Consider the following 20,791-nt stretch of genomic DNA (forward strand, 5'->3'; position numbering starts at 1 on the left):
TTCATAACTCTATTCTTTTTTTAATGTTATTATATAATTGTATACTTCTGAAAACTGGAATCCCAGACAGAACAGCTCTACTCTTATAATATCTTTATCCTAAAGCTTCATGTTACTTTAAAAATGTATTACCTACATGAATATTGATATATTTCAATTTCTAATCAGCATTAAAACCTAAAGCTATATGCGGAATGGCTGTATCATACTCTGCAGATCCACCACCTTCAAAACTTGAGCTTAAAAACTTTACATTAACACCTGTTATAGGGAATGTAAAGGCGGAATTATCCATTTTATTAATGATAGTCCCATTAGCTTGATTGATATCCGTGTATCCTGGGGTTATTGTCCTCCAGACACTAATGAAATCGCCTGCCTCAACATTTAAAACTTGAGAAATCGTATGATATTCCAATTCTGTTTGAGAAAAAGACAAAACATCTTCATAAATAAAACCATTATTATTATTTGTTATTTTAATAGTATAAGTACCAGTGTAATTTGTTGGGTTTTGGTACCCAATACTACATATTACTCCGTCTTCGAGTATTCGCATAGCATAATGGTGAACCTCTAATGGTTTTGCCTCCGTTAGATTTGTATAACCATTTGCTGTAGAAAACGTATGTGTCATCTCTGTAGACACATAACTCTCATCACAACCATTAAGTGTTGTGTTTTGATCATCATCACTATTACAACTAAACATTGTAATTGTTAATAGGATTAAAAACGTTTTTATAATTATTTATTTAGGTTAAATTAGTTATTGTCCGAGTGCTATAAAATTTCCGAAACCAGTTCCTAAAGAAGATTCTAATACAAAATCATTTCCACTGATATCATAAATATGAAGTCCATTGGCATCAGTTACATAAGCGTAATTCCCATTTAATGCTACACCACTTGATCTCGATAATATTTTCATATCTTGTAAGGAAAGTGTTGCCAAATCATACATTCTAACACTATCAGAACTATTTTGCAACGGTGCATTTGCACTTGCTTTCATAGTTACATAAGCATTACCATTGTGAATTGCGAAAGCTGTAGGATATCCTTCTATATTAACTTCGTTAACTAACGTAAGTGTTGCAGCATCGAATTGTTTTATTTTCTTATCTATTGTATTAGCAACGAAAAGGTAAGTTCCATCGGTTTCAACCCAAGAATGATATTGACCAAAAGGAGCATCGCCATAAGAAGCCGTATCAATATCTGTGGTGTTTGTTGTTCCTGTTGCTGTCGGAGTTCCTGGTGTTGTAACATCGTAAGAATGTAAACCGTTAGCTTGATCGATGACAAATAATTCATTTTGAACCTTTGTAAGACTCATAGCATCTCCACCAGAATTTAATTGACTAGTAAAGTTAAAACTAGCGATATCTACAACATGTAAACCTCTATAAACATCTGTTAAGTAAGCCACATTATTAACCGTGTACATATCACTTAATAAACTAAAAGCAAGTGTATTACTTTTTTGAATCTCTGCCTGAATACTTGGTGCCGCTACATTACTAATATCTACGATACTTAAATAAGGTTCGGTCGCATCATACTGAGCAACATATGCCACATCTGGAGATACACTTACAAAGTAAGATGTATTTACCGCAATACTATTTACTAAAGTTGGTGCGGTTGGTACCGTAATATCAATAATTTTTAAATCTGTACCATCTGTGATATAGGCATACTCCGCATTTATTGTGCTTCCAGAACCACTTGAAGAGCTATTATCACTACAACTAAAAGCCAATAACACGACTAATGTTGACACTATTGTTTTTATATATGTTTTCATGTGTTTATTTTTTCCGAAGGTCACATGCTGTTCGTTATTAATCAGATCTTTGTTAGTAATGATTTTTAACATGCGCGTTTCATAATTTTTATTATTTATTTGAATCACTTATTCTCTTAATACTCTACCCTCTCCTACTATAGATCCTTGAGTAGAATTATCTGTCGCAAGTAAAAAATCACCTTGAAAAGTAAATTCAATATAGTCTCCTACATTCACTGGATGCACGGTAATTGTGCACACAATTGGATTACTTGGCATGACCGTCCAGCTAGACAAAAACGTATGACCAGGAGTTAATTCTGTGAAATAAAAATTAGCTGTTAGACCATCCGATACTCCCCAATTAAAATTAGTTGTATTAGTAAATGACGTGAAATCTTGAAACGTAAAATCGGCATCAACTATAACAGTCGGACCATCTGCCGTTGCCGCACCTGCTCTAAAATAAAATTTCTCAAACGTAGAATTGGGATTTGGCTCATACCGTCCTCTAGCGTAAGCATCAAAAATACGGTCAGGACCATTATTTATTGAATATTTAAAATACTCACTCGTATTTAAGGTTGGTGTAATTGTATCGTCGTCACTACTACAGCTAAAACTTAAGAGTGCTAATGCCATTAACAGCATTGATTTAATAATTGATTTCATTGTTTTGTTTTAATCTAATATTATTCCTAAAGTGCCTTCGTAATGCCCTGTAATAGAGGTGCCATCTGAAGCTAAAAACGTATAGTCTACATCGATTGTGCTATTTGCTGGCACATTTGCATCAATGTTTATTGCATTTATGATCACCGTCGGTCCTATAGTTCCTACAGTATACCAAACTCCACTTGTTTCTGGAAGGTGACCATAATTAATTCCATTTTCTGTTCCGAAAGAAGAGGCAACCACTCCATCATAAGCTATTAAAGAATCTGCTGAGTAATTAGGTACACCAGTACTTAAACTAGAGCCGATATACGTATTACCTGTCGAAATTAAACCCGAACCTAAACTTGGATTATCATCTACCGATACTTTTATTAAAGCCAATTTTGAAGTGGTACTAACCGAATAGGCATAGGCATAACCGAGACCTACATCTCCAAAAGTATCTGTGATTCTCCCATCAGTAAACATAAAGTTGTAATGATCAGGATTACCATCTGCATTGCTGTCTAATTGATCTATAGTGACGTATACATTTACAGTTTCGTAAAACGTTGAATTTATTGTAAATCCATCTGTTGAAGCTGCTGATGTCGCATCATCGTTATTATCACAATTAAAAAAAGTAAGAGCAACAACTAGTATTAATAAGGTCTTTATCCCTAATTTCATAATCTACTTTTTTAAGGAGTTACATAATCAATTACAACACATAATTCTACTTCCTCTCCTGAAGCTAGTACAATATCTAATCGAATCTCATCACCTACAGCACTTCCTGCTCTTTGGCAAGTCACAACACCAGAATAGTTTATATCATTAATTTTAATTTCAGGATCTGAATCTACAGCACCATTAGTAACCGCTTTTGTGACAACGAACGTGCCTCCCATATTGCTAATTTGATTCACTTCATACGCTCCAACACCTGGTCCATCATTATTTGGAAAATAATCCGTAACCAAATCTGATGCTGGTATTAAAGTTAGCATTCCTTGTAATTCTGCTGTAAGTCCTTCATAACTACAAACACTTATGTTTGGTGCATTGCCATCATCATTATCACAGTTAAATAATGTAAGTGTAATTGCTAGTAATAAAATTGTTTTTAAAATTGATTTCATAATTATTATATTTTAGTTTTTTATAATTCAGTTAACTCGTTGAAAACTGACGTTCGAGGTTATATCAAGTAGCTATTAAAATTGTTACCCTCTAATTCTTTCTTTTTTGGAATTATTTTAAAAAAAGATTATGTCGTGTAAGCAATCGAAAACCTTTAGATATTTTACACGAAATAAAAGTCAATAGCTTATGCAAAATAAGCCGTACACTATAAACTGCACGTTACCATATACCCTAAAAGCGACTTCATTCAATGAAAGACAGCCTTCATTCAATTAGCGGTTTTGTTTGTGCAATAGACTTAAAGGTTTTAAGTTTGTATTCTAAATTTATACTATGGATATTGATAAAATTATCGAGTTACTTTTCAGCATTGCTCCTGCTGCTATCGTTGGTGCAGTGGCTTACTATTTTTTTAAGCAACATGTAGAAAATGAAAATAGTAGAAGACGCTTTTTATTGCAGAAAGATTTGCAAAAAGAAAGCTTTCCATTACGCTTACAAGCTTACGAACGTATATCGCTTTTCTTAGAGCGCGTGGCACCTTCAAAACTTTTAACGAGAGTTCACCCTACGTCTTCTAATAAAACAGATTATGAAAGCTTACTTATTGCAACTATAGAACAAGAATTAGAACATAACTTATCGCAACAGATTTATGTAAGCGACCAATGTTGGTCTATTACATTAGCTGCAAAAAATGCAACTATTCAATTGATTAGAAAAGCTGCCATGCAAGAATCAACAGATACAGCTGACAAACTTAGAGAGGTTGTCTTAACCGAACTTATGGATAAACCAGCACCAAGTAATGCAGCTCTTGCATATATAAAACAAGAAGTTAGTGAAATGTGGTAAAACAATAGATGCTAAGCACAAACTAAAAAAGTCTTCCTAATTGGAAGACTTTTTTAATTTTATAAGTAAATCAATGCCGTTTAGTTCACCACTAAAAATTCTTTCAAGGTGTCTTCATATATTTTTTCGTACATCGGTACAATATTTCTTAAATCGAATTTTTGAGATTGTATTTTTGCATTGGCTTTAAATTTCTCTAAAGTATTAATATCAGATAAGATTTTTACTGCATTCTCAGACATATCCTTTATAGCACTAACATCACTCAAATAACCTGAAAAACCATCTTCGTTAACCTCTGGCAATCCACCTGTATTTGTAGAAATTACCGGTACGCTACTTGCCATAGCCTCGAGTGCAACTAAACCAAAACTTTCGGTTTGAGATGGTAGCAAAAATAAATCGCTAAAACACAAAATACGATCGATTTCATTACTGTTTCCTACGAAAATAACACGATCACTTATCCCTAATTCTTCAACTAAATTCTCTGCAGCTTCTTTTTCCGGACCTTCCCCAACCATCATTAACTTTGCTGGTAATTCCTTTTGAATATTATAGAAAATCTTAATCACATCTGGGATTCGTTTGACTTCCCTAAAGTTACTAATGTGGGTTATAATGCGTTCATCATCATCTGCCATCATGGCACGCTGACAATCCGTAAAACTATGCGTATGCTTTTCTAAATCTATAAAATTAGGCACCACATGAATCTCTCGTTTTATATCAAACAAGCGCATGGTATCTTTCTTCAAACTTTCTGAAACAGATGTTACTGCGTTAGATTTATTGATACTAAACGTTACAGCGGGTTTATAAAATGGATGACTACCAACTAATGTAATATCAGTACCATGTAACGTAGTTACGATAGGAACAAAAATACCTTCATCTTTTAACATTTGTTGCGCCATATAGGCCGCATACGCATGAGGAATGGCATAATGTACGTGTAATAATTCAATACCATGCAACTTTACCATATCTACTAATTTACTCGACAAAGCAAGCTCGTAAGGCTGATAAAGAAAAAGAGGATATTCTGGAACGTGAACTTCGTGAAAATGAACATTATTACTCAACAATTCTAAACGTACAGGTTGACTATAAGTTATAAAGTGAATCTCGTGACCACGTTTTGAAAGCTCTAAGCCTAATTCTGTAGCTACAACGCCACTTCCTCCAAATGTTGGGTAACAAACTATTCCAATTTTCATGTAAACCTTTTAATTTTTAAAGTTAATAGTTTTTCTATTATTGGCTATTAACTTTAAGTACATATTAACTTGTATCTCGGTGATGCTAATTCAAAACAACAACCTAAATACGATTTTTAAAATAGTCTAGCATTTGCAGAAGTCCTTACAACGCCAATCGTATTTAACTTCGAAAAAATACTAATCGATTATAGCTTCGTAGATTAAACGCTGAATATCTGTTCTAATATTTTCTCTTAATAATAGATTTTTACCAGCTTCTGGATACGTTCTATTGGCTAAAAATACATAAACTATTTCTTCTTCAGGATCAGCCCAAGCATACGTCCCTGTAAAACCTGAATGCCCAAAACTAGTCATAGATAAACACCCACAAGTTGGGCCTTCTTCGCCTAACTGAGGTTTATCAAATCCTATTCCTCGCCTGTTATTGTTAGCGCAGTAATAACAGTAATTAAACTTATCTATGGTTTCACTTTTAAGATAACGTTTACCTCCATAGAAGCCTTTTTGTAAATACATCTGCATTATTTTGGCAACGTCATTGGCATTACTAAAAATACCTGCATGTCCACCGATACCATCTTGCATCGCAGCTCCCATATCATGGACATAACCGTGTACCTTTTTAAATCGATAATAATCGTCGATTTCTGTTGGTACTATATTTTTTAAGCTGAATTTGGTTCGTGGGTTATACGTTGTATAATTGGCACCTAAAGATTTATAAAAACGATCTTCCGTAATTTCACTTAATGGTTTATCGTAAAAATCTTCGAGATAACCTTTAAGAATATAATACGGTAAATCGCTATAACGGTATCTTAAGCTAGATAATAAATCACTATCACGTATCACTTTTTGAATAGAATCTTTGTAATCATCTCGCATAAAAAGTGTATTGGTAACTTCTACGGTGAAGCCTTTTGTACGTGTTTTTCTATAATATTTTGGATCTGGCTTTTTAGTTACCGAATCTAAAGTTGCATAGTAAAATGGAATCCATGGCTTAAGTTGCGCATAGTGAGATAACATTTTTTTAAGTGTTACATTTTTCTTATTCGTGTTTTTGTACTCAGGAATTAAATCTCCCAATCTATCATCTAAGGATACTGAACCTTGCTCCTCTAACTCCATTAAAACCGGTAATGTCGCTAATATTTTTGTCAATGATGCCACGTCATAAAGATCATCAAACTTTACCTCCTCTTTCTTCTCATAGGTATGATATCCAAAATTCTTATTGTAAATCACTTTTCCTTTTCGGGCGACTATAAGTTGAATTCCTGGTGTCATTTTACCATCAATAGCACGATGAGCAACTGAATCTATTCGGCTTAGTAATTTAGAATCCATGCCTACACGCTCTGGTAAACCGTAACTTAAGCTCAATAAGGAATTATAAACCTCACCTGTTCCAACAGGGAAAAATGGTCCTGTACTTACAGGTAATTTACCTTTTGCTTCTACTGCACCAAAAAGAAGTTGGGCTGATTTCTCTTGAGCTATTTTACTATTCTGATAACTCATTACAATCCCATCAATATTTTCTACAGTTAGCAAATCATTCAACGCATATGGCCTAGCAAACACGTCTAGAACAACAGTATTGGTTCTTGCAATTTCATATAACCATGCCAATTCCTTTTGTGAAAATTCAAAACTCTTCCAAGGGTTGGCATTCGATCTATGAAAACCTACAACTACGGTATTATAATTTTGAAGTTTGGAAATGACTTCATCTAATTTGTCTGCTTTAATCTCGTGGACTTTGGTATATTTTTTTAACTCGTCTAAAAATACAGAACCATCGTCATCTCCTAATGCTACATAGGCAATTTTCTTTGTTTCTAAATCACGCAGTGGCAATAATTCATTTGTATTCTTAACCACTGTAATGGCATTTTCCATGAGTTCTTCATAGAGCAGATCATCTTTTAACCTATTCAGATCTTCGACTAAATCGTAAATTCCAATTGGAGAGTAATTATGTAAACCTACTTTATATTTGGCCATCAATATTTTCTTAACCGAATGCGCTAATCGTTCTTCAGTTATAGTACCATTAGTAAATGCTTCAACAAATTTAGCAATACCTTTTTCCGGATCTTCAGACATTAGCATCACGTCATTTCCGGCTAAAAAGGCCATCAAATCAATCTCACCACCTTGTATTAAACTTTTTACGTTTGAACCATCCACATCATTTTCAACATAATCAGCTGCCCCTTTCATTGTTAAGGCATCTGTAAAGATCAACCCATTAAATCCTAAACTATCTTTTAGAATATCAGTAACGATATGCTTTGACAATGACGATGGAAAATCTCTTCGCGATTCTAAACTTGGCACATTTAAATGCGCTACCATAACACTAGACAAACCTTCTTTTATAAGCTTTCTATAAGGGTATATTTCAATAGAATCAATACGTTTTGCACTAAAATTAATAGTTGGCAATTTTAAATGTGAATCGTCTTCTGTATCTCCATGTCCCGGAAAATGTTTAGCATTTGCTAATGTCCCAGCACTTTGCATACCTTTCATAAATGCCAGGCCTTTTTCGGTAACATTATCTCTATCCTCACCAAAAGATCGGTTACCTATAATAGGGTTTTTAGGATTGGTATTAATATCTACAGCAGGCGCAAAATTAAAATGTACACCTAATCGTTTACAGTGTTCACCAATTTGTCGTCCGGCTTGTTCTACCAACTTATTATCTGTAATTGCGCCAAGGGTCATATTCCATGGAAACGCGTATGTAGAATCTAAACGCATGCTCAAACCCCATTCTGCATCCATTCCTATCAACAATGGAATTTTAGAACCAGCTTGTAATTCATTATTTAATTTGGCTTGACGAACGGGTCCTCCGTTAGAATAAATTAGACCACCAATATGCTGACCGGTAATTAGCTTAGCAATCTTATTTTCATGTGCTTTTCCTTTATCAGAAAACACCTGAACCATAAATAGTTGTCCTATTTTTTCCTCAACAGACATTGAATTGTATAAACTATCTACCCATTTCTGTTGTTGAATAGGATCCTTAGATAGTAAAGGATTTTTAGAAAGGTCTTGCCCAAAATTAAATTGAAAACAAGTACATATAAAAATAAGGGCAAAGTAACGCATTAGCAATCTTTTATCGTTTATAGGTTGAACACATAAATCATAACGAATATTGTGCCAAATTAGCATATTTAAGAGGAAGTAAAAAGACTTTAAGATACTTTTATAACCTGCATAAGAGACATGGCATCATTAAGTTTATGACAACAAATCAATATGTCTATCATGATAACCTAACAAATACAGCACACCATCTAATCCTATACTAGAAATAGAACTCTGTGCATTGTCTTTTACTGTCGGTTTTGCATGAAACGCAATTCCTAAACCAGCGAGATTTAACATTTGCAAATCATTAGCGCCATCACCGACAGCAATGGTTTGACTGATATCAATTCCCATTTCATCAGCTAACTGTTGAAGATATTCCGCTTTTTTATTACCATCAACGATATCACCAAGATAACCGCCTGTTAAAACACCATCTTTTATTTCTAATTGATTAGCAAATACATAATCGATATCTAATTTTTTCTGAAGATAATGCCCGAAATATGTAAAACCACCAGAAAGAATAGCCGTTTTAAATCCGTAATAATGTAAGGTATCTATTAAACGTTTTGCGCCTTTAGTAATTGGTAAGCGTTCTGCAACTTCTTGTAAAACAGATTCGCTTAAGCCTTCTAAAAGCTTCATACGTTGCTTAAAACTTTCATTAAAATCTATTTCGCCTTGCATGGCAGATTCTGTAATAGCTTTCACCTGGGCTCCTACTCCTGCTAACTCTGCAAGTTCATCAATAACTTCAGTTTGGATTAACGTTGAATCCATATCAAAACAAACCAAACGTCTGTTACGTCTAAAAATATTATCTTCCTGAAACGCAATATCAGCATCTAACTCTCTTGAAATCTCCATGAATTTCCGAGTAAAATCAGACTTATCTCCTATTTTTCCTCTAATAGATAATTGAATAGAGGCTCTTGGATATTCTTCTTTCTTAACCAGTGATAATCGTCCTGTTAATCGCTTAATAGAATCGATGTTTAAGTTCTTTTCTGAAATTATCTTCGTGACTTCAGATATTTGCTCAGCAGCCAATTTTTCTCCCAAAATAGTAATGATGTAGCGATCTTTACCCTGTTGATTAACCCAACTTTCATAGTCTTCAAGTGATATAGGTGTGAATTTAGCTTTAATTCCAAGTTCATACGCCTTAAACAATAAATCCTTAAGAACTGCTGACGATTTTTTACCTTTTTTAATTTCAAACATAATCCCCAACGATAGCGTATCATGAATATTAGCTTGTCCTATGTCTAAAATTTTAGCATCATATTCTGCTAAAACACTAGTTAAGCTTGACGTTAAACCCGGTCTATCTTGTCCTGAAATATTTAATAAGAAAATGTCTGTAGCCACTTTAAAGTTGGTTGTTGGTTGTGAAATTCTATATTTTACTCGAAATAAAAAAGTGTTATTTAATAAAACGATTATGCCAGCTTTCACTTGCAGGAACTTCCCAATTTTCATTGAATTCCGCTATATTGGTTACCAGATTATTAAAAACGATAGTATTTTTAGACACTGCTTTTTGTTGCGCCATTTTTTTGAAATCAATTAATGATTTGTACGCAATAAATTCACCTTGCTTATAGGACACATTCATTTTATCCATTAAATCAACATCATATTGTTGCTCTAATTGTTGAATAAAAGTAACAGATGAATCTATAGAGCAACCTGTTGCACTATTTAAACTTTGATCCATTGCAATCACTATAAAGCGTTTGTAAACCAGTTTATAACCAGCTTTTAAATCTTTTCCGTGAGCCGTCCAAGCCTCTATAAACGTATCTAATTGTGTTTTAAGTTGTTCTAACTCTTCATCTGAAAATGAACGATTGGATTGGTAAATCCAAACTCTAGATTCTTCTGGTAAGGTTTTAAAATCGACTAGCATAAAATAATCATTTTTCTGATTGTAAAAATACGGTTTTACATCCAATCTCTATCTTGAGATTCTACCTTATATAACAAGAAATTATAAATAGTTAGGGCTTCTTGTTTTGATATATATGGAATCGTTACGGATTTTGAAGCGGTTGAAATAACAAGTGAAGCAATATCTCGAGGTTTTTGAAAAATAGTCTGTTTTAACTTTACTCCTTGAATTTTATGAATCTCTAAAATATTAGTTGTCGTATCAATCACTCCACTACCAATAGTTACAAAGTTTTCTGAAATTTTATAATAGGCTTTTTTATAAGCAAAATAAATGTATAACGCTGCAAGAGGAATAAAGACAGTATTAATCCACAACATTTCTATTCCGAATATAGCCAATGACAAACCATTAATAACACTACCAAAAACTAGCATTTCTAAAGCAGATATCCGCATATAATACGGTTTTGGTTTGGCAAGTTCTCCTTGATTTTCATTATAATTGGAGATGAGTTTATTTACTAAATAATTAAGCTGCTCCTTTTCTAAGGCAACAATATTGAAGTTTTTCTGCTGCTTTACATTAACCATCGCCTGCTTTACAGATAAGGTATGTAACCCGAAATATTGTTTAATACGATTAGTTGTGATTACCAGATTTTGAATGCGGCTCGGTGTTAAACTCAAAGACACTTTATTAAAAAGTCCCTTGTTGATTTCTACTGTTTTTTGATGTTCTACAACTTCGAGATTAAAATTAATAATAAATGTTTTAACAATTGAAAACAAGAATGAAATCAACACCACCCCTACGACAATAATTACATTAGTGATTATTAACCTGAGAATAGTGGCTTCATCTAATTCTACCATACCTTCAACATGTTTCTCTAATTCTAATTCTTTTAGAAAATCTTTAAATTCACTGTACAGACCGAAAGAAAAAGTAAATATCAACAAAAAACTCTTAAAATGATTTTGAGATAGGCCTTCTAAAAACAATCGTTTTGGTGTTACCTTAAAAAACACCTCTGGTTCTTTAAGAGCGTCTTTTGGTTCTGGCTCCCCACTTGTACTAGTGGCCCTATTGAATAGTTTTTTCTTTAATAATAAAGCTGTTGGCTTATCTAAAGCGCTAATTTCAATTTCAGATTTTTTATCCCCTGCCGTTTCAATTTTTACGGAAACCACATTTATAATTTGTTGCAGGAAATTTTGTTTAATATAGACGTTCTGAATCTTTGATTTTGGAATGATCGTATTATCCTTATTAATGATTCCTGTTGCTAAATGAAAATCATCATTATGGATATGAAATTTAAAATTGAGATATTTTAAAATTGCAATGATGAGAATAGTAATTAATACGGCAATTAATGCCAATACAACCATTGTAGGAGTAATATTTCCTATGGATTTATTCCTAAATATTGAAACTCCAAAGGCAATGAATAGCACGAAAAACTTTTTAATAAATGTCACTAAGTTGAAGGCAAAAATCACGATAATGCCTTTAGTCGATTGCCTTATAGGTTGCGAAAAATCAGTTATTTCCATTAACCTTGGCGCTAATAAAATCGTTGATACCTTTTGCTTCTAAGTGCTGAAGTCCTTTAATACTTAGATCACTTCCGGCTTCACCTGCAGTAAATATTTTCAGTGTAGACAATCCTAAGTGTCTTGCCAGCCAACTTCTAGATTCTTCAACATGCTGTATTCTAGAAATAGGCACGGTGATTATAGAATGAATAATTAAACCTTTGGCATAAATAACATCGTAACCTCGAACAGCATATTTACGTTTTTTAAATGCTAAAATAGAAATGATAAAATTTGCAATGCAAATCACTATAACTCCAATAAACACCAACCAAAAATTATCTTGAAAACCGTCTTCTTTAATGAGGTATTTTAAACCAAACACAGCACCTAAAATAAGACTATAAAAAGCGAGTCTATTAAGTGTGATAATTTTTAAATATGATTTTGAAATGGGCTTTAAGACAACGTCTTCAATATTAGGTAAGTCTTCTGTTTGTATTTGAGGATTTGTGAAGTTCATTGTATAAACATATTATTAACCTTTATTTTTAGTGATTTTATACCTAAATGCATAACTCATAACCAATCCAAAAAAGAAAGCATTAAATAGAAACTTTGGCAAAGAAAATGGTTCGTCGGTAAAATAGTCATAACCCGCCATTAATGAAGCATAAAATAAACCAATGGCAGCACCTAAAATAATCCGCTTTTTTATCGGTAATTTTTCAATATTATTTCCCACAACCTTATCCTATTATGCATTAGCAATGAGCTCTGCAATATCCATGACTTTGATGTCACCTTCTTTTTCTTTAAACTTTACACCATCAGTCATCATAGTGTTACAATATGGACAACCAGTAGCAATTATTTCGGGTTGGGTTTCTATAGCATCTTCTGTTCTTAAGACATTAATTTCCTTATTTCCGGGCTCTGCATCTTTAAACATTTGTGCTCCACCAGCGCCACAACATAAAGCTGTTCCTTTATGGCGTTTCATTTCTATCAAAGTAGCATTGGTTTTTTTAAGAACATCTCTTGGTGCATCGTAAACACCATTTCCTCTTCCTAAATAACAAGGATCGTGAAACGTAATTCGTTTGCCTTTATACGTATTTCCTTCTACAGTTAAACGCCCGGCACTCATCAGTTCTTGTATGTATTGTGTATGATGGATAACGTCATAGTTTCCACCTAAACCAGGATACTCATTTTTAATGCAATTAAAAGAATGTGGATCGCATGTCACTATTCGTTTTATCTCATAAGCGTTAAGCACTTCAATATTCATAACGGCTTGCATCTGAAATAAAAATTCATTGCCTGCGCGTTTTGCAACATCCCCTGTATTACTTTCTTCGGTTCCTAAAACGGCAAAATTGACATTTGCTTTATTTAAAATCTTTACAAAGGCTTTGGTTATTTTCTTTGCTCTATCATCATAACTACCAGCAGAGCCTACCCAAAATAAAATTTCTGGTTGCTTACCTTCTGCCATCATTTCTGCCATAGTTGGCACTTTTAGTTGCTCGCTCATACTTTAACGTTTAATCGTTTAATTGTGTAATTGTTAACGCGTTTATCTATTAGATTAATCTGAAATATTAATCACATTTAAACATTTCAACTTTTTAACCTTTAAACATTTTTACTATTCGTCTTTCCAATTTAAACGATCCATTTGGTTGTAAGGCCAAGGTGCTCCGTTATTTTCAATATTGGTCATCATATTATTCAGCTCCATTGGTGCAGCACTTTGCTCCATTACTAAATAACGACGCATATCCATGATGATGGATAGAGGATTTATACTCACCGGACAAGCTTCTACACAAGCATTACATGTGGTACATGCCCAAAGTTCTTCGTTTGTAATATAGTCGCCTAATAATTGCTTACCATCGTCTACAAATTTTCCTTTATTAGCTTCAATATTTTTTCCAACTTCTTCTAATCGATCTCGCGTATCCATCATAATTTTACGCGGAGATAATTTTTTACCAGTAAGATTTGCAGGACACTCACTTGTACAACGTCCACATTCTGTACACGTGTACGCATTGAGTAACTGAATCTGATTTAAATCCATAACGTCACTCGCTCCAAATTTTGCTGGTACGTCGTCTTCAGAAGTTTCTGCAGGTGCTGCATAAGGATCTGCATCCGGATCCATCATTAATTTTACTTCGGCCGTAACTGCATCAAGATTATTGAATTTCCCTTTTGGCTCTACCCTTCCTAAATATACATTAGGAAATGCTAAAAGAATATGTAAATGTTTTGAGAAGTATAAGTAATTCAAGAAAATTAAAATACCCACAATGTGTAACCACCAAGCGGTTTTTTCAACAATATAAAGTGTTCCAACTGATAAACCGTCAAACCAAGGTGCTATAAATTGTGAGATAACATTACCAGAACCGGCAGTCTGAAAAACGGTATCAGTCGCATTCATTACCAAGAATAAACACATTAAAACAACTTCAAAATAAAGGATAATATTTCCATCACTCTTTGGCCAACCTTTCATTTCTGAACTTAAGAAACGCTTAATTTTAATTACATTTCTTCGTAGCCAAAACACGATTACTGAAACCAGAACTAAAACAGATAATATCTCGAATGAACCAATTAGAAATCCATATAACCATTCTGGTAAAACTTGTTGACCAATACGATGCGTTCCAAAAAGACCATCGATTATAATTTCTAAAACTTCAATATTTATAATGATAAACCCAACATAAACAATAGCATGAAGAAACCCAGAGACAGGTCGTTTCACCATTTTACTCTGACCTAAAGCAATATAGGCTACATTTTTCCAACGTTGAGACTTATTATCACTAGCATCAACTTCTTGACCTAATTTTATATTTCGAATTATTTTTTTGATATTTCTAACAAAATAACCAATACCTAATATTAGGATAACTGCAAAAATGATATTCGGTAAATATTCCATGATTGATGGGTCTAATTATTATTTAACTCCTCTTGCGTCGGTTCCTCGTACGGAATCTCTCTTTTAGATAAAATACGTCTGTATCTTGCTGGATGAAGCTTAATATCTAAGAGTAATAATTGCAATTCTTTTGATGCATTTTCTAAGTTATCATATAGTGCATCGTCCTTTAAAAGTTTTCCTATTGAACCTTCACCTGCTTCTAGACCTGTAGCTAATTTATTAAGTTTTAAAACCATTTCATCAAGATTCTTAACGGTATTAGAAAGGTTAGCATCGTTTAGATCTTTAATTAAAATGGCGAGTTCTGCACTCGTTTTGTCAAAGTTATCTAAAACGGAAGCAATTTTCTCATCGTTATCACTGATAAGTGAATTTGCTTTAAAAGCGACATTCTTAAAAGATTTTAGTGTAGCGTTTAGTTCGGCAATTGTTTGTTTTAAACCATCATCGGACTCATCAACCACTAAGGCATTTAAATTGGTAAGTAAGGTATCTGAAGAACGAAGGGTTGTCCCTAAATCTTCACTAATACCTGAGAAATTCTTTTCTAAGGACGAAATCATTCCTGGTTTCACTTCCGATTTAATAAAGTCACCCGATTCAGCTGCGACCCCATCATTTGCTTCAATAATAGATAAGGCGTTTCCCCCCATTAAACCATCTTGGTATAAGCGAACAATACTGTTTTTAGAAAATTTTAATTCTGGTGTTACAGAGAATGAAATTCGTGTTTTCCCGGAATCGAAATCGTATTTAATCTCTTCTATTTTCCCTACTTTATTACCTTTTATAGTTACGGGAGAGGACATGCTTAAGGCATTATAATCGAATTCCGTATAATAAGTGTTTGAGCTATCAAAAAGGTCTTCTCCTTTAAGATATGTAAATAGGTATATGCAAAAAGCGATACCAGCTAACACTAATATTGCTGTTTTTACTTCTCTTGAAACTTTCAATGGGCGTTTTCTTTAGTTTGCTAACAAAATTAGGAATAAATATATTAATAATGTTTCTAATTAGAATCAGATTTTAACGCATCTGCGACATCAATTTTTTTATCATCTTTATAAGCTACAATAAAAGCACCTGAATAACCCGCTAATTTAGCTTCGTTTTGAAGTTGTTTCACTTTATTGTAATCGGAAGTTTTTCCACTGAAGTATTTATAAATCTGACCTGTTTTTTCACGTGAAATATCAGCGAGTCCCTTAAAATTATAAGATTTGGCTTCCAATTCTCTAGAACTCGCAGCAATCTGAACTTTGAATATCACGTCTTTAATAATTTTAGGCGTTTCTTCTATTTCTTTCATCGTTTCTGCTTCAACATGTAAAATATGGCTTCCAACGTTTTGATCGAGTTCTTTTTTATAATCAATTATCGCTGCTTTTATAGCACTCGCCATTTTTGATTGTCCGGCTTTAGTATTAAGGTAATTACCTTCACTATTATTGGTTAAAAATCCAACCTCCACCAAAACACTTGGCATATAGGTATTTCTAATAACTAGTAAACTCGCTTGTTTTAACCCTCTACTTTTTCGCTTGGCTTTATTTACAAAACTATCTTCAATTTTACGTGCTAAAACGATACTTTGCTCTACATAGACTTCTTGCTCTATACCAATAGCTATGGTAGATTCTGGAGAACTAGGATCAAATCCCGCATAATTTTCTTCATGGTTTTCCTCTAAAAAGATCACTTCATTTTCACGTTTGGCTACATCAAAATTACGTCCTGTATTTTTCTCACCTAAAACAAATGTTTCCGTTCCACTAGCTTGTGAGCTGTGTGCATTACAATGAATGGACACAAATAAGTCTGCATCTGCCCTGTTTGCAATATTGGCACGTTCGTGTAAAGCAATAAAAACATCAGTTTTACGTGTGTATATAACTTTGATATCAGGATTTTTCTCAAGCTCCTTACCGACTTCGAGTGTGATTTTAAGCGCAATATTTTTTTCGCTATGTCCATTACCAACATTACCAGAATCTCCGCCTCCATGCCCTGCATCTAATACTACCACAAACTTTTCTTCTTGGGCATGTAAAGTTGTATAAGATGTTAAAGTACTTATAAATAAAAGGATCGAAAATACTATTGTAGGTTTTAGTGTCGTTTGCATATTTGATTTAACGGTTTATAATCTCAGTTTATTACGTCGTGTCAATTAGTGAAACAGTATTTTTTTATTTCTAATTTTAATAAATTAATCACAAAAAAATAGCTGTACTTTTGGCGTTTCAAAAACCGAGCCATACTTTTACAAAAATACATTTAAAAGCATTGCATACAAAAAGCTTATACATACTTTTTTTCTTGAGTTTTACAGTGTTTATCAACACTTTTAGCTTCGCTCAAGAATTACCAAAAAAGACCGGAACTATTCCGATAGAGCAACGCAAGGATTCTGCCACTGTTGTAATTGACTCCATTATTAAACCTCCTGTAAACATAAAGGAGGTTGATTCTACAAAAAAAGATTCTGTAAAACAAAAAGGATTACTAGAAGGTACTGTAAAATACAAAGCTTCGGATTATGTATCCTTAAGTCAGAAAAAGAAAAAAATCTATTTATATAACGAAGCTGAAGTACTCTACCAAGACATGGAAATTAAAGCTGGAGTTATTGTCATTGACTATAGCAAAAACCTAGTCTATGCAGGTCGTTTAAAGGATTCTACAGGCTACTCTCAGCGTCCTGTTTTTAAACAAGGAGACAATGTTATTGAGCCCGATTCTATTGTCTTTAATACCGAAACTAAAAAAGCGTTAGTTTTTAATTCTAGAACTGAGCAACAAGGTTTTAAGGTGTATTCCCCATTAACTAAAAAAGAAAACGATTCGGTTTATTTTATGCAAAACGGTCGCTTTACTACGGCTGAAAATGAAGAAGATCCAGAATACCAATTTGTAACGACCAAAATGAAAATGGTTCCTAATAAGAAGGTTATTGTAGGACCAACTTATATGGAAATATATGGTATTCCAACACCAATTGCGTTGCCTTTTGCGTTTTTCCCAATGACAAAGAAACAAACCTCTGGTCTTATTTTCCCAACTTTCGGAGAAGATAGTAACAAGGGGTATAATTTACAAAATGGTGGCTACTATTTTGCCATTAGTGACTACTTAGATTTAGCACTTCTTGGTGATTATTACACAAATGGTAGTTATGGTTTTCGCGTAGAAAACAACTATGCCTTACGCTATAAATATAGAGGTAATGTGAGTTTTAGATATGAAAACTTATTAAATGAAGAGCGTGGGTTTCCAGACTTTACTCAAAGTACAGTATACAACCTTAGATGGTCGCATAGCCAAGATAGTAAGGCGAATCCCAATTCTCGTTTTTCAGCCTCTGTTAACTTAGGAAGTAGTTCTTATTACCAAGAATCTATTAACCAATTAAATCAGGCTAATTTTTTAAATAACACTTTAGCATCATCGGTGTCGTATTCCAAAACATTTGCGGGCGAACCGCAAGTCAATTTAAGTTTAACGGCAACTCATAATCAGAACACAAATACTGGCGATATTAATTTAACCTTACCAACGATGCAAGCTTCTATGGGTAGAATTTATCCGTTTGCACCAAAAACAGGAACGAAAAAAGGAGCTATTCATAATATTAACTTCCAGATGACGTCTAGAGGGGAATATAACATTCAAACAAATGACTCTTTATTTGGTAAAAGTGAAATGTTTGATGATGCTATAACCGGAATGAAACATAGCATACCAATAACCACTAACTTTAAGGTCTTTGATTATTTTAGTGTGAGTGCCAATGCTAATTTTGAAGAAACTTGGACATTAAAAACAATTAAACGTTTTTACGATTCGGCAAATGAAGATATTGTAACCATAAATCAAAATGGTTTTGATCGTTTCTTAACTTATAATGTTGGAGCAAGTGTTGGTACAACTATATATGGTATGTATGATTTAGAAAACGAAGATAAAACTGCAAAAGTAAAAGCGATAAGACACGTTATAAGACCGTCGTTAAGTTACTCAATTAATCCTGCATTTGATCAGTATTATGAAACCTACGACGTTGTTGATGCCGATGGTACTACTTCTGACCAGGTAGAATATACACGTTTTGAAAACTCGTTGTTCGGTAGTCCTGGTAATCGCTATTCTAGTAGTGTTGGTATGTCTATAGGTAACAACATAGAGGCAAAGATTCGTTCTAAGGATTCTACAAAAACCGAACCTGAAAAAATATTTTTATTAAACAACCTGAATTTTTCTACTGCTTATGATATCGCTGCAGATTCTTTAAATTGGAGTCCTGTGCGCGTGAGTGGTGGTACTCAAATTTTGAATAAAAAAATGAGTATAAACTTTGGTATGACATTAAACCCTTATGCGTTAGACAGCAATAATAACGTTGTAAATACTTTTAATGTAGACAACGGAGGAAGTCTTTTTAGGTTAACATCTGCCAACGTTAATATGAGTTACACCTTGTCTAACGATAGTTTCTCTGGTGGTGAATCTGAAGAAAAACGAGCATCAGCCCAAGAATCTGCACGATCTGGAGGACGGACAGACGACTTATTTGGCAGGTCTGAGGATTTTGCTGATAAACGACTCTCCGATCAAGATACAGATAAAGAAGAGCAGGAAAACAACGAATTCTACAACTACAAAATGCCTTGGAGTTTAAGACTAGCATATTCGGCAAACTATACAAACACAAGACGCGAAGATGCGATATCCTCGCATTCGTTAATGTTCTCTGGAGACGTAGATATATCTCCTAAATGGAGTCTTGGCGCATCTTCTGGGTACGATTTCCTTAATCAAGGATTTACCTATACACAATTACGTTTTGAACGCGACTTATTAAGTTGGCGTATGAATTTTTCGTGGATACCATTTAGCGACCGAAGTTCTTGGAATTTCTTTATTGGTATAAAATCTAACTTACTTAAAGATTTAAAATACGATAAACGAAAACAACCAGACCAACAAGTTGGTAATTAAAACGGGCTGTATACTTTAAGTTTTATCTTATAAATAGAACTAATAACACTTATAATTTTTTCTCATCTTAGTAAGTTCGGCATGTCTCCAAGACTGGTTTATTCAACTTGTTGAAATGAAATTGTATTACTAAATTTGTAACAATACTAACCATTAATAAAAAGCCCATTTCGTTGGGAATTGTTATGAAAAAAATAATAAACACCACAAAAGCACCAGCACCAATAGGTCCATACAATCAAGCCGTTTTATCAGGAAACACATTATACACTTCAGGACAAATAGCGTTGCATCCTGAAACGATGGAATTAGTTATAGATGATATTAAAACCGAAACCAAACAAGTAATGGAAAACATGAAAGCGGTTTTAGAAGCTGCTAACATGACATTTGAAAACGTTATTAAGTCTTCTATATTTATTAGTGACATGAATAACTTTAAGCAAATCAACGAGGTTTACGGTAAATATTTTAACGAAGCGACTGCTCCAGCTAGAGAAACCGTTGAAGTCGCTAACTTACCTAAGTTTGTAAATGTTGAAATTAGTATGATAGCTGTAAAGTAATACTGTAGTTTTAGAACTAGTA

At 33.5% G+C, this 20,791-nt stretch carries 19 protein-coding genes; 3 read left to right on the top strand and 16 right to left on the bottom strand.

Annotation, left to right across the window (positions count from 1 at the left end):
* Nucleotides 1-160 precede the first annotated feature (160 nt).
* The 5 genes from HM984_RS01620 to HM984_RS01640 all read right to left on the bottom strand — a co-directional run bounded on the left by HM984_RS01620 (nt 161) and on the right by HM984_RS01640 (nt 3,591).
* Nucleotides 161-712: a hypothetical protein gene (locus HM984_RS01620; protein WP_179347848.1), complete on the bottom strand. Its 552-nt coding sequence runs from the start codon at nt 710-712 to the stop codon at nt 161-163.
* Nucleotides 713-769: 57 nt separating this feature from the next.
* Entirely contained in the window at nt 770-1,810 is a 1,041-nt protein-coding gene (locus HM984_RS01625; protein ID WP_179347849.1) for an LVIVD repeat-containing protein, read from the bottom strand.
* A gap of 108 nt (nt 1,811-1,918) precedes the next feature.
* Nucleotides 1,919-2,464, bottom strand: coding sequence for a hypothetical protein (locus tag HM984_RS01630; RefSeq protein ID WP_179347850.1), 546 nt, complete (start codon nt 2,462-2,464; stop codon nt 1,919-1,921).
* A gap of 9 nt (nt 2,465-2,473) precedes the next feature.
* Complete coding sequence (locus HM984_RS01635) at nt 2,474-3,139, bottom strand: hypothetical protein (RefSeq protein ID WP_179347851.1); 666 nt, start codon at nt 3,137-3,139, stop codon at nt 2,474-2,476.
* Nucleotides 3,140-3,150: 11 nt separating this feature from the next.
* Nucleotides 3,151-3,591 (bottom strand): hypothetical protein, encoded by a 441-nt coding sequence (locus HM984_RS01640; protein WP_179347852.1) that lies wholly within the window; start codon nt 3,589-3,591, stop codon nt 3,151-3,153.
* Nucleotides 3,592-3,928: 337 nt separating this feature from the next.
* On the opposite strand from HM984_RS01640, the gene HM984_RS01645 reads away from it, so the two are divergent.
* Nucleotides 3,929-4,450, top strand: a complete 522-nt coding sequence (locus tag HM984_RS01645; RefSeq protein WP_115808653.1) for a DUF7935 family protein — start codon at nt 3,929-3,931, stop codon at nt 4,448-4,450.
* A gap of 80 nt (nt 4,451-4,530) precedes the next feature.
* Here HM984_RS01645 and bshA read toward each other — a convergent pair whose 3' ends face one another.
* The 11 genes from bshA to HM984_RS01700 all read right to left on the bottom strand — a co-directional run bounded on the left by bshA (nt 4,531) and on the right by HM984_RS01700 (nt 17,330).
* Complete coding sequence (gene bshA / locus HM984_RS01650; protein WP_179347853.1) at nt 4,531-5,670, bottom strand: N-acetyl-alpha-D-glucosaminyl L-malate synthase BshA; 1,140 nt, start codon at nt 5,668-5,670, stop codon at nt 4,531-4,533.
* A 180-nt stretch (nt 5,671-5,850) separates the two neighbouring features.
* Nucleotides 5,851-8,808: a serine hydrolase domain-containing protein gene (locus tag HM984_RS01655; RefSeq protein WP_179347854.1), complete on the bottom strand. Its 2,958-nt coding sequence runs from the start codon at nt 8,806-8,808 to the stop codon at nt 5,851-5,853.
* A 135-nt stretch (nt 8,809-8,943) separates the two neighbouring features.
* Nucleotides 8,944-10,167 (bottom strand): phosphoserine phosphatase SerB, encoded by a 1,224-nt coding sequence (serB, locus tag HM984_RS01660; RefSeq protein WP_371312040.1) that lies wholly within the window; start codon nt 10,165-10,167, stop codon nt 8,944-8,946.
* Nucleotides 10,168-10,222: 55 nt separating this feature from the next.
* Nucleotides 10,223-10,708 carry an ABC transporter ATPase gene (locus HM984_RS01665; RefSeq protein WP_179347856.1) on the bottom strand — a complete coding sequence of 162 codons (486 nt, stop codon included), beginning with the start codon at nt 10,706-10,708 and terminating at the stop codon, nt 10,223-10,225.
* A 35-nt stretch (nt 10,709-10,743) separates the two neighbouring features.
* Nucleotides 10,744-12,249, bottom strand: a complete 1,506-nt coding sequence (locus tag HM984_RS01670; RefSeq protein WP_179347857.1) for a PH domain-containing protein — start codon at nt 12,247-12,249, stop codon at nt 10,744-10,746.
* Nucleotides 12,236-12,754 carry a PH domain-containing protein gene (locus tag HM984_RS01675; protein ID WP_115808650.1) on the bottom strand — a complete coding sequence of 173 codons (519 nt, stop codon included), beginning with the start codon at nt 12,752-12,754 and terminating at the stop codon, nt 12,236-12,238. Before HM984_RS01675 ends, HM984_RS01670 begins: the two co-directional genes overlap by 14 nt.
* A gap of 15 nt (nt 12,755-12,769) precedes the next feature.
* The gene (locus HM984_RS01680; RefSeq protein ID WP_218844998.1) at nt 12,770-12,976 is read right to left on the bottom strand and encodes a hypothetical protein; all 207 of its coding nucleotides are present in this window, start codon (nt 12,974-12,976) and stop codon (nt 12,770-12,772) included.
* A 12-nt stretch (nt 12,977-12,988) separates the two neighbouring features.
* The gene (locus tag HM984_RS01685) at nt 12,989-13,771 is read right to left on the bottom strand and encodes a (Fe-S)-binding protein (protein WP_179347858.1); all 783 of its coding nucleotides are present in this window, start codon (nt 13,769-13,771) and stop codon (nt 12,989-12,991) included.
* Between the two features lie 114 nt (nt 13,772-13,885).
* Entirely contained in the window at nt 13,886-15,199 is a 1,314-nt protein-coding gene (locus HM984_RS01690; RefSeq protein WP_179347859.1) for a 4Fe-4S dicluster domain-containing protein, read from the bottom strand.
* Between the two features lie 11 nt (nt 15,200-15,210).
* Nucleotides 15,211-16,158, bottom strand: coding sequence for an MlaD family protein (locus HM984_RS01695; RefSeq protein WP_179347860.1), 948 nt, complete (start codon nt 16,156-16,158; stop codon nt 15,211-15,213).
* A 56-nt stretch (nt 16,159-16,214) separates the two neighbouring features.
* On the bottom strand, nt 16,215-17,330 hold the full coding sequence (locus HM984_RS01700; protein ID WP_179347861.1) for an N-acetylmuramoyl-L-alanine amidase: 1,116 nt from the start codon (nt 17,328-17,330) through the stop codon (nt 16,215-16,217).
* A 110-nt stretch (nt 17,331-17,440) separates the two neighbouring features.
* On the opposite strand from HM984_RS01700, the gene HM984_RS01705 reads away from it, so the two are divergent.
* Nucleotides 17,441-20,203, top strand: a complete 2,763-nt coding sequence (locus tag HM984_RS01705) for a putative LPS assembly protein LptD (RefSeq protein WP_179347862.1) — start codon at nt 17,441-17,443, stop codon at nt 20,201-20,203.
* 185 nt (nt 20,204-20,388) lie between these two features.
* Nucleotides 20,389-20,769: a RidA family protein gene (locus tag HM984_RS01710; RefSeq protein ID WP_179347863.1), complete on the top strand. Its 381-nt coding sequence runs from the start codon at nt 20,389-20,391 to the stop codon at nt 20,767-20,769.
* The last annotated feature ends 22 nt before the right edge of the window (nt 20,770-20,791 follow it).

This window comes from Winogradskyella pacifica (assembly GCF_013403915.1).
In the GTDB taxonomy this organism is placed as follows: domain Bacteria; phylum Bacteroidota; class Bacteroidia; order Flavobacteriales; family Flavobacteriaceae; genus Winogradskyella; species Winogradskyella pacifica.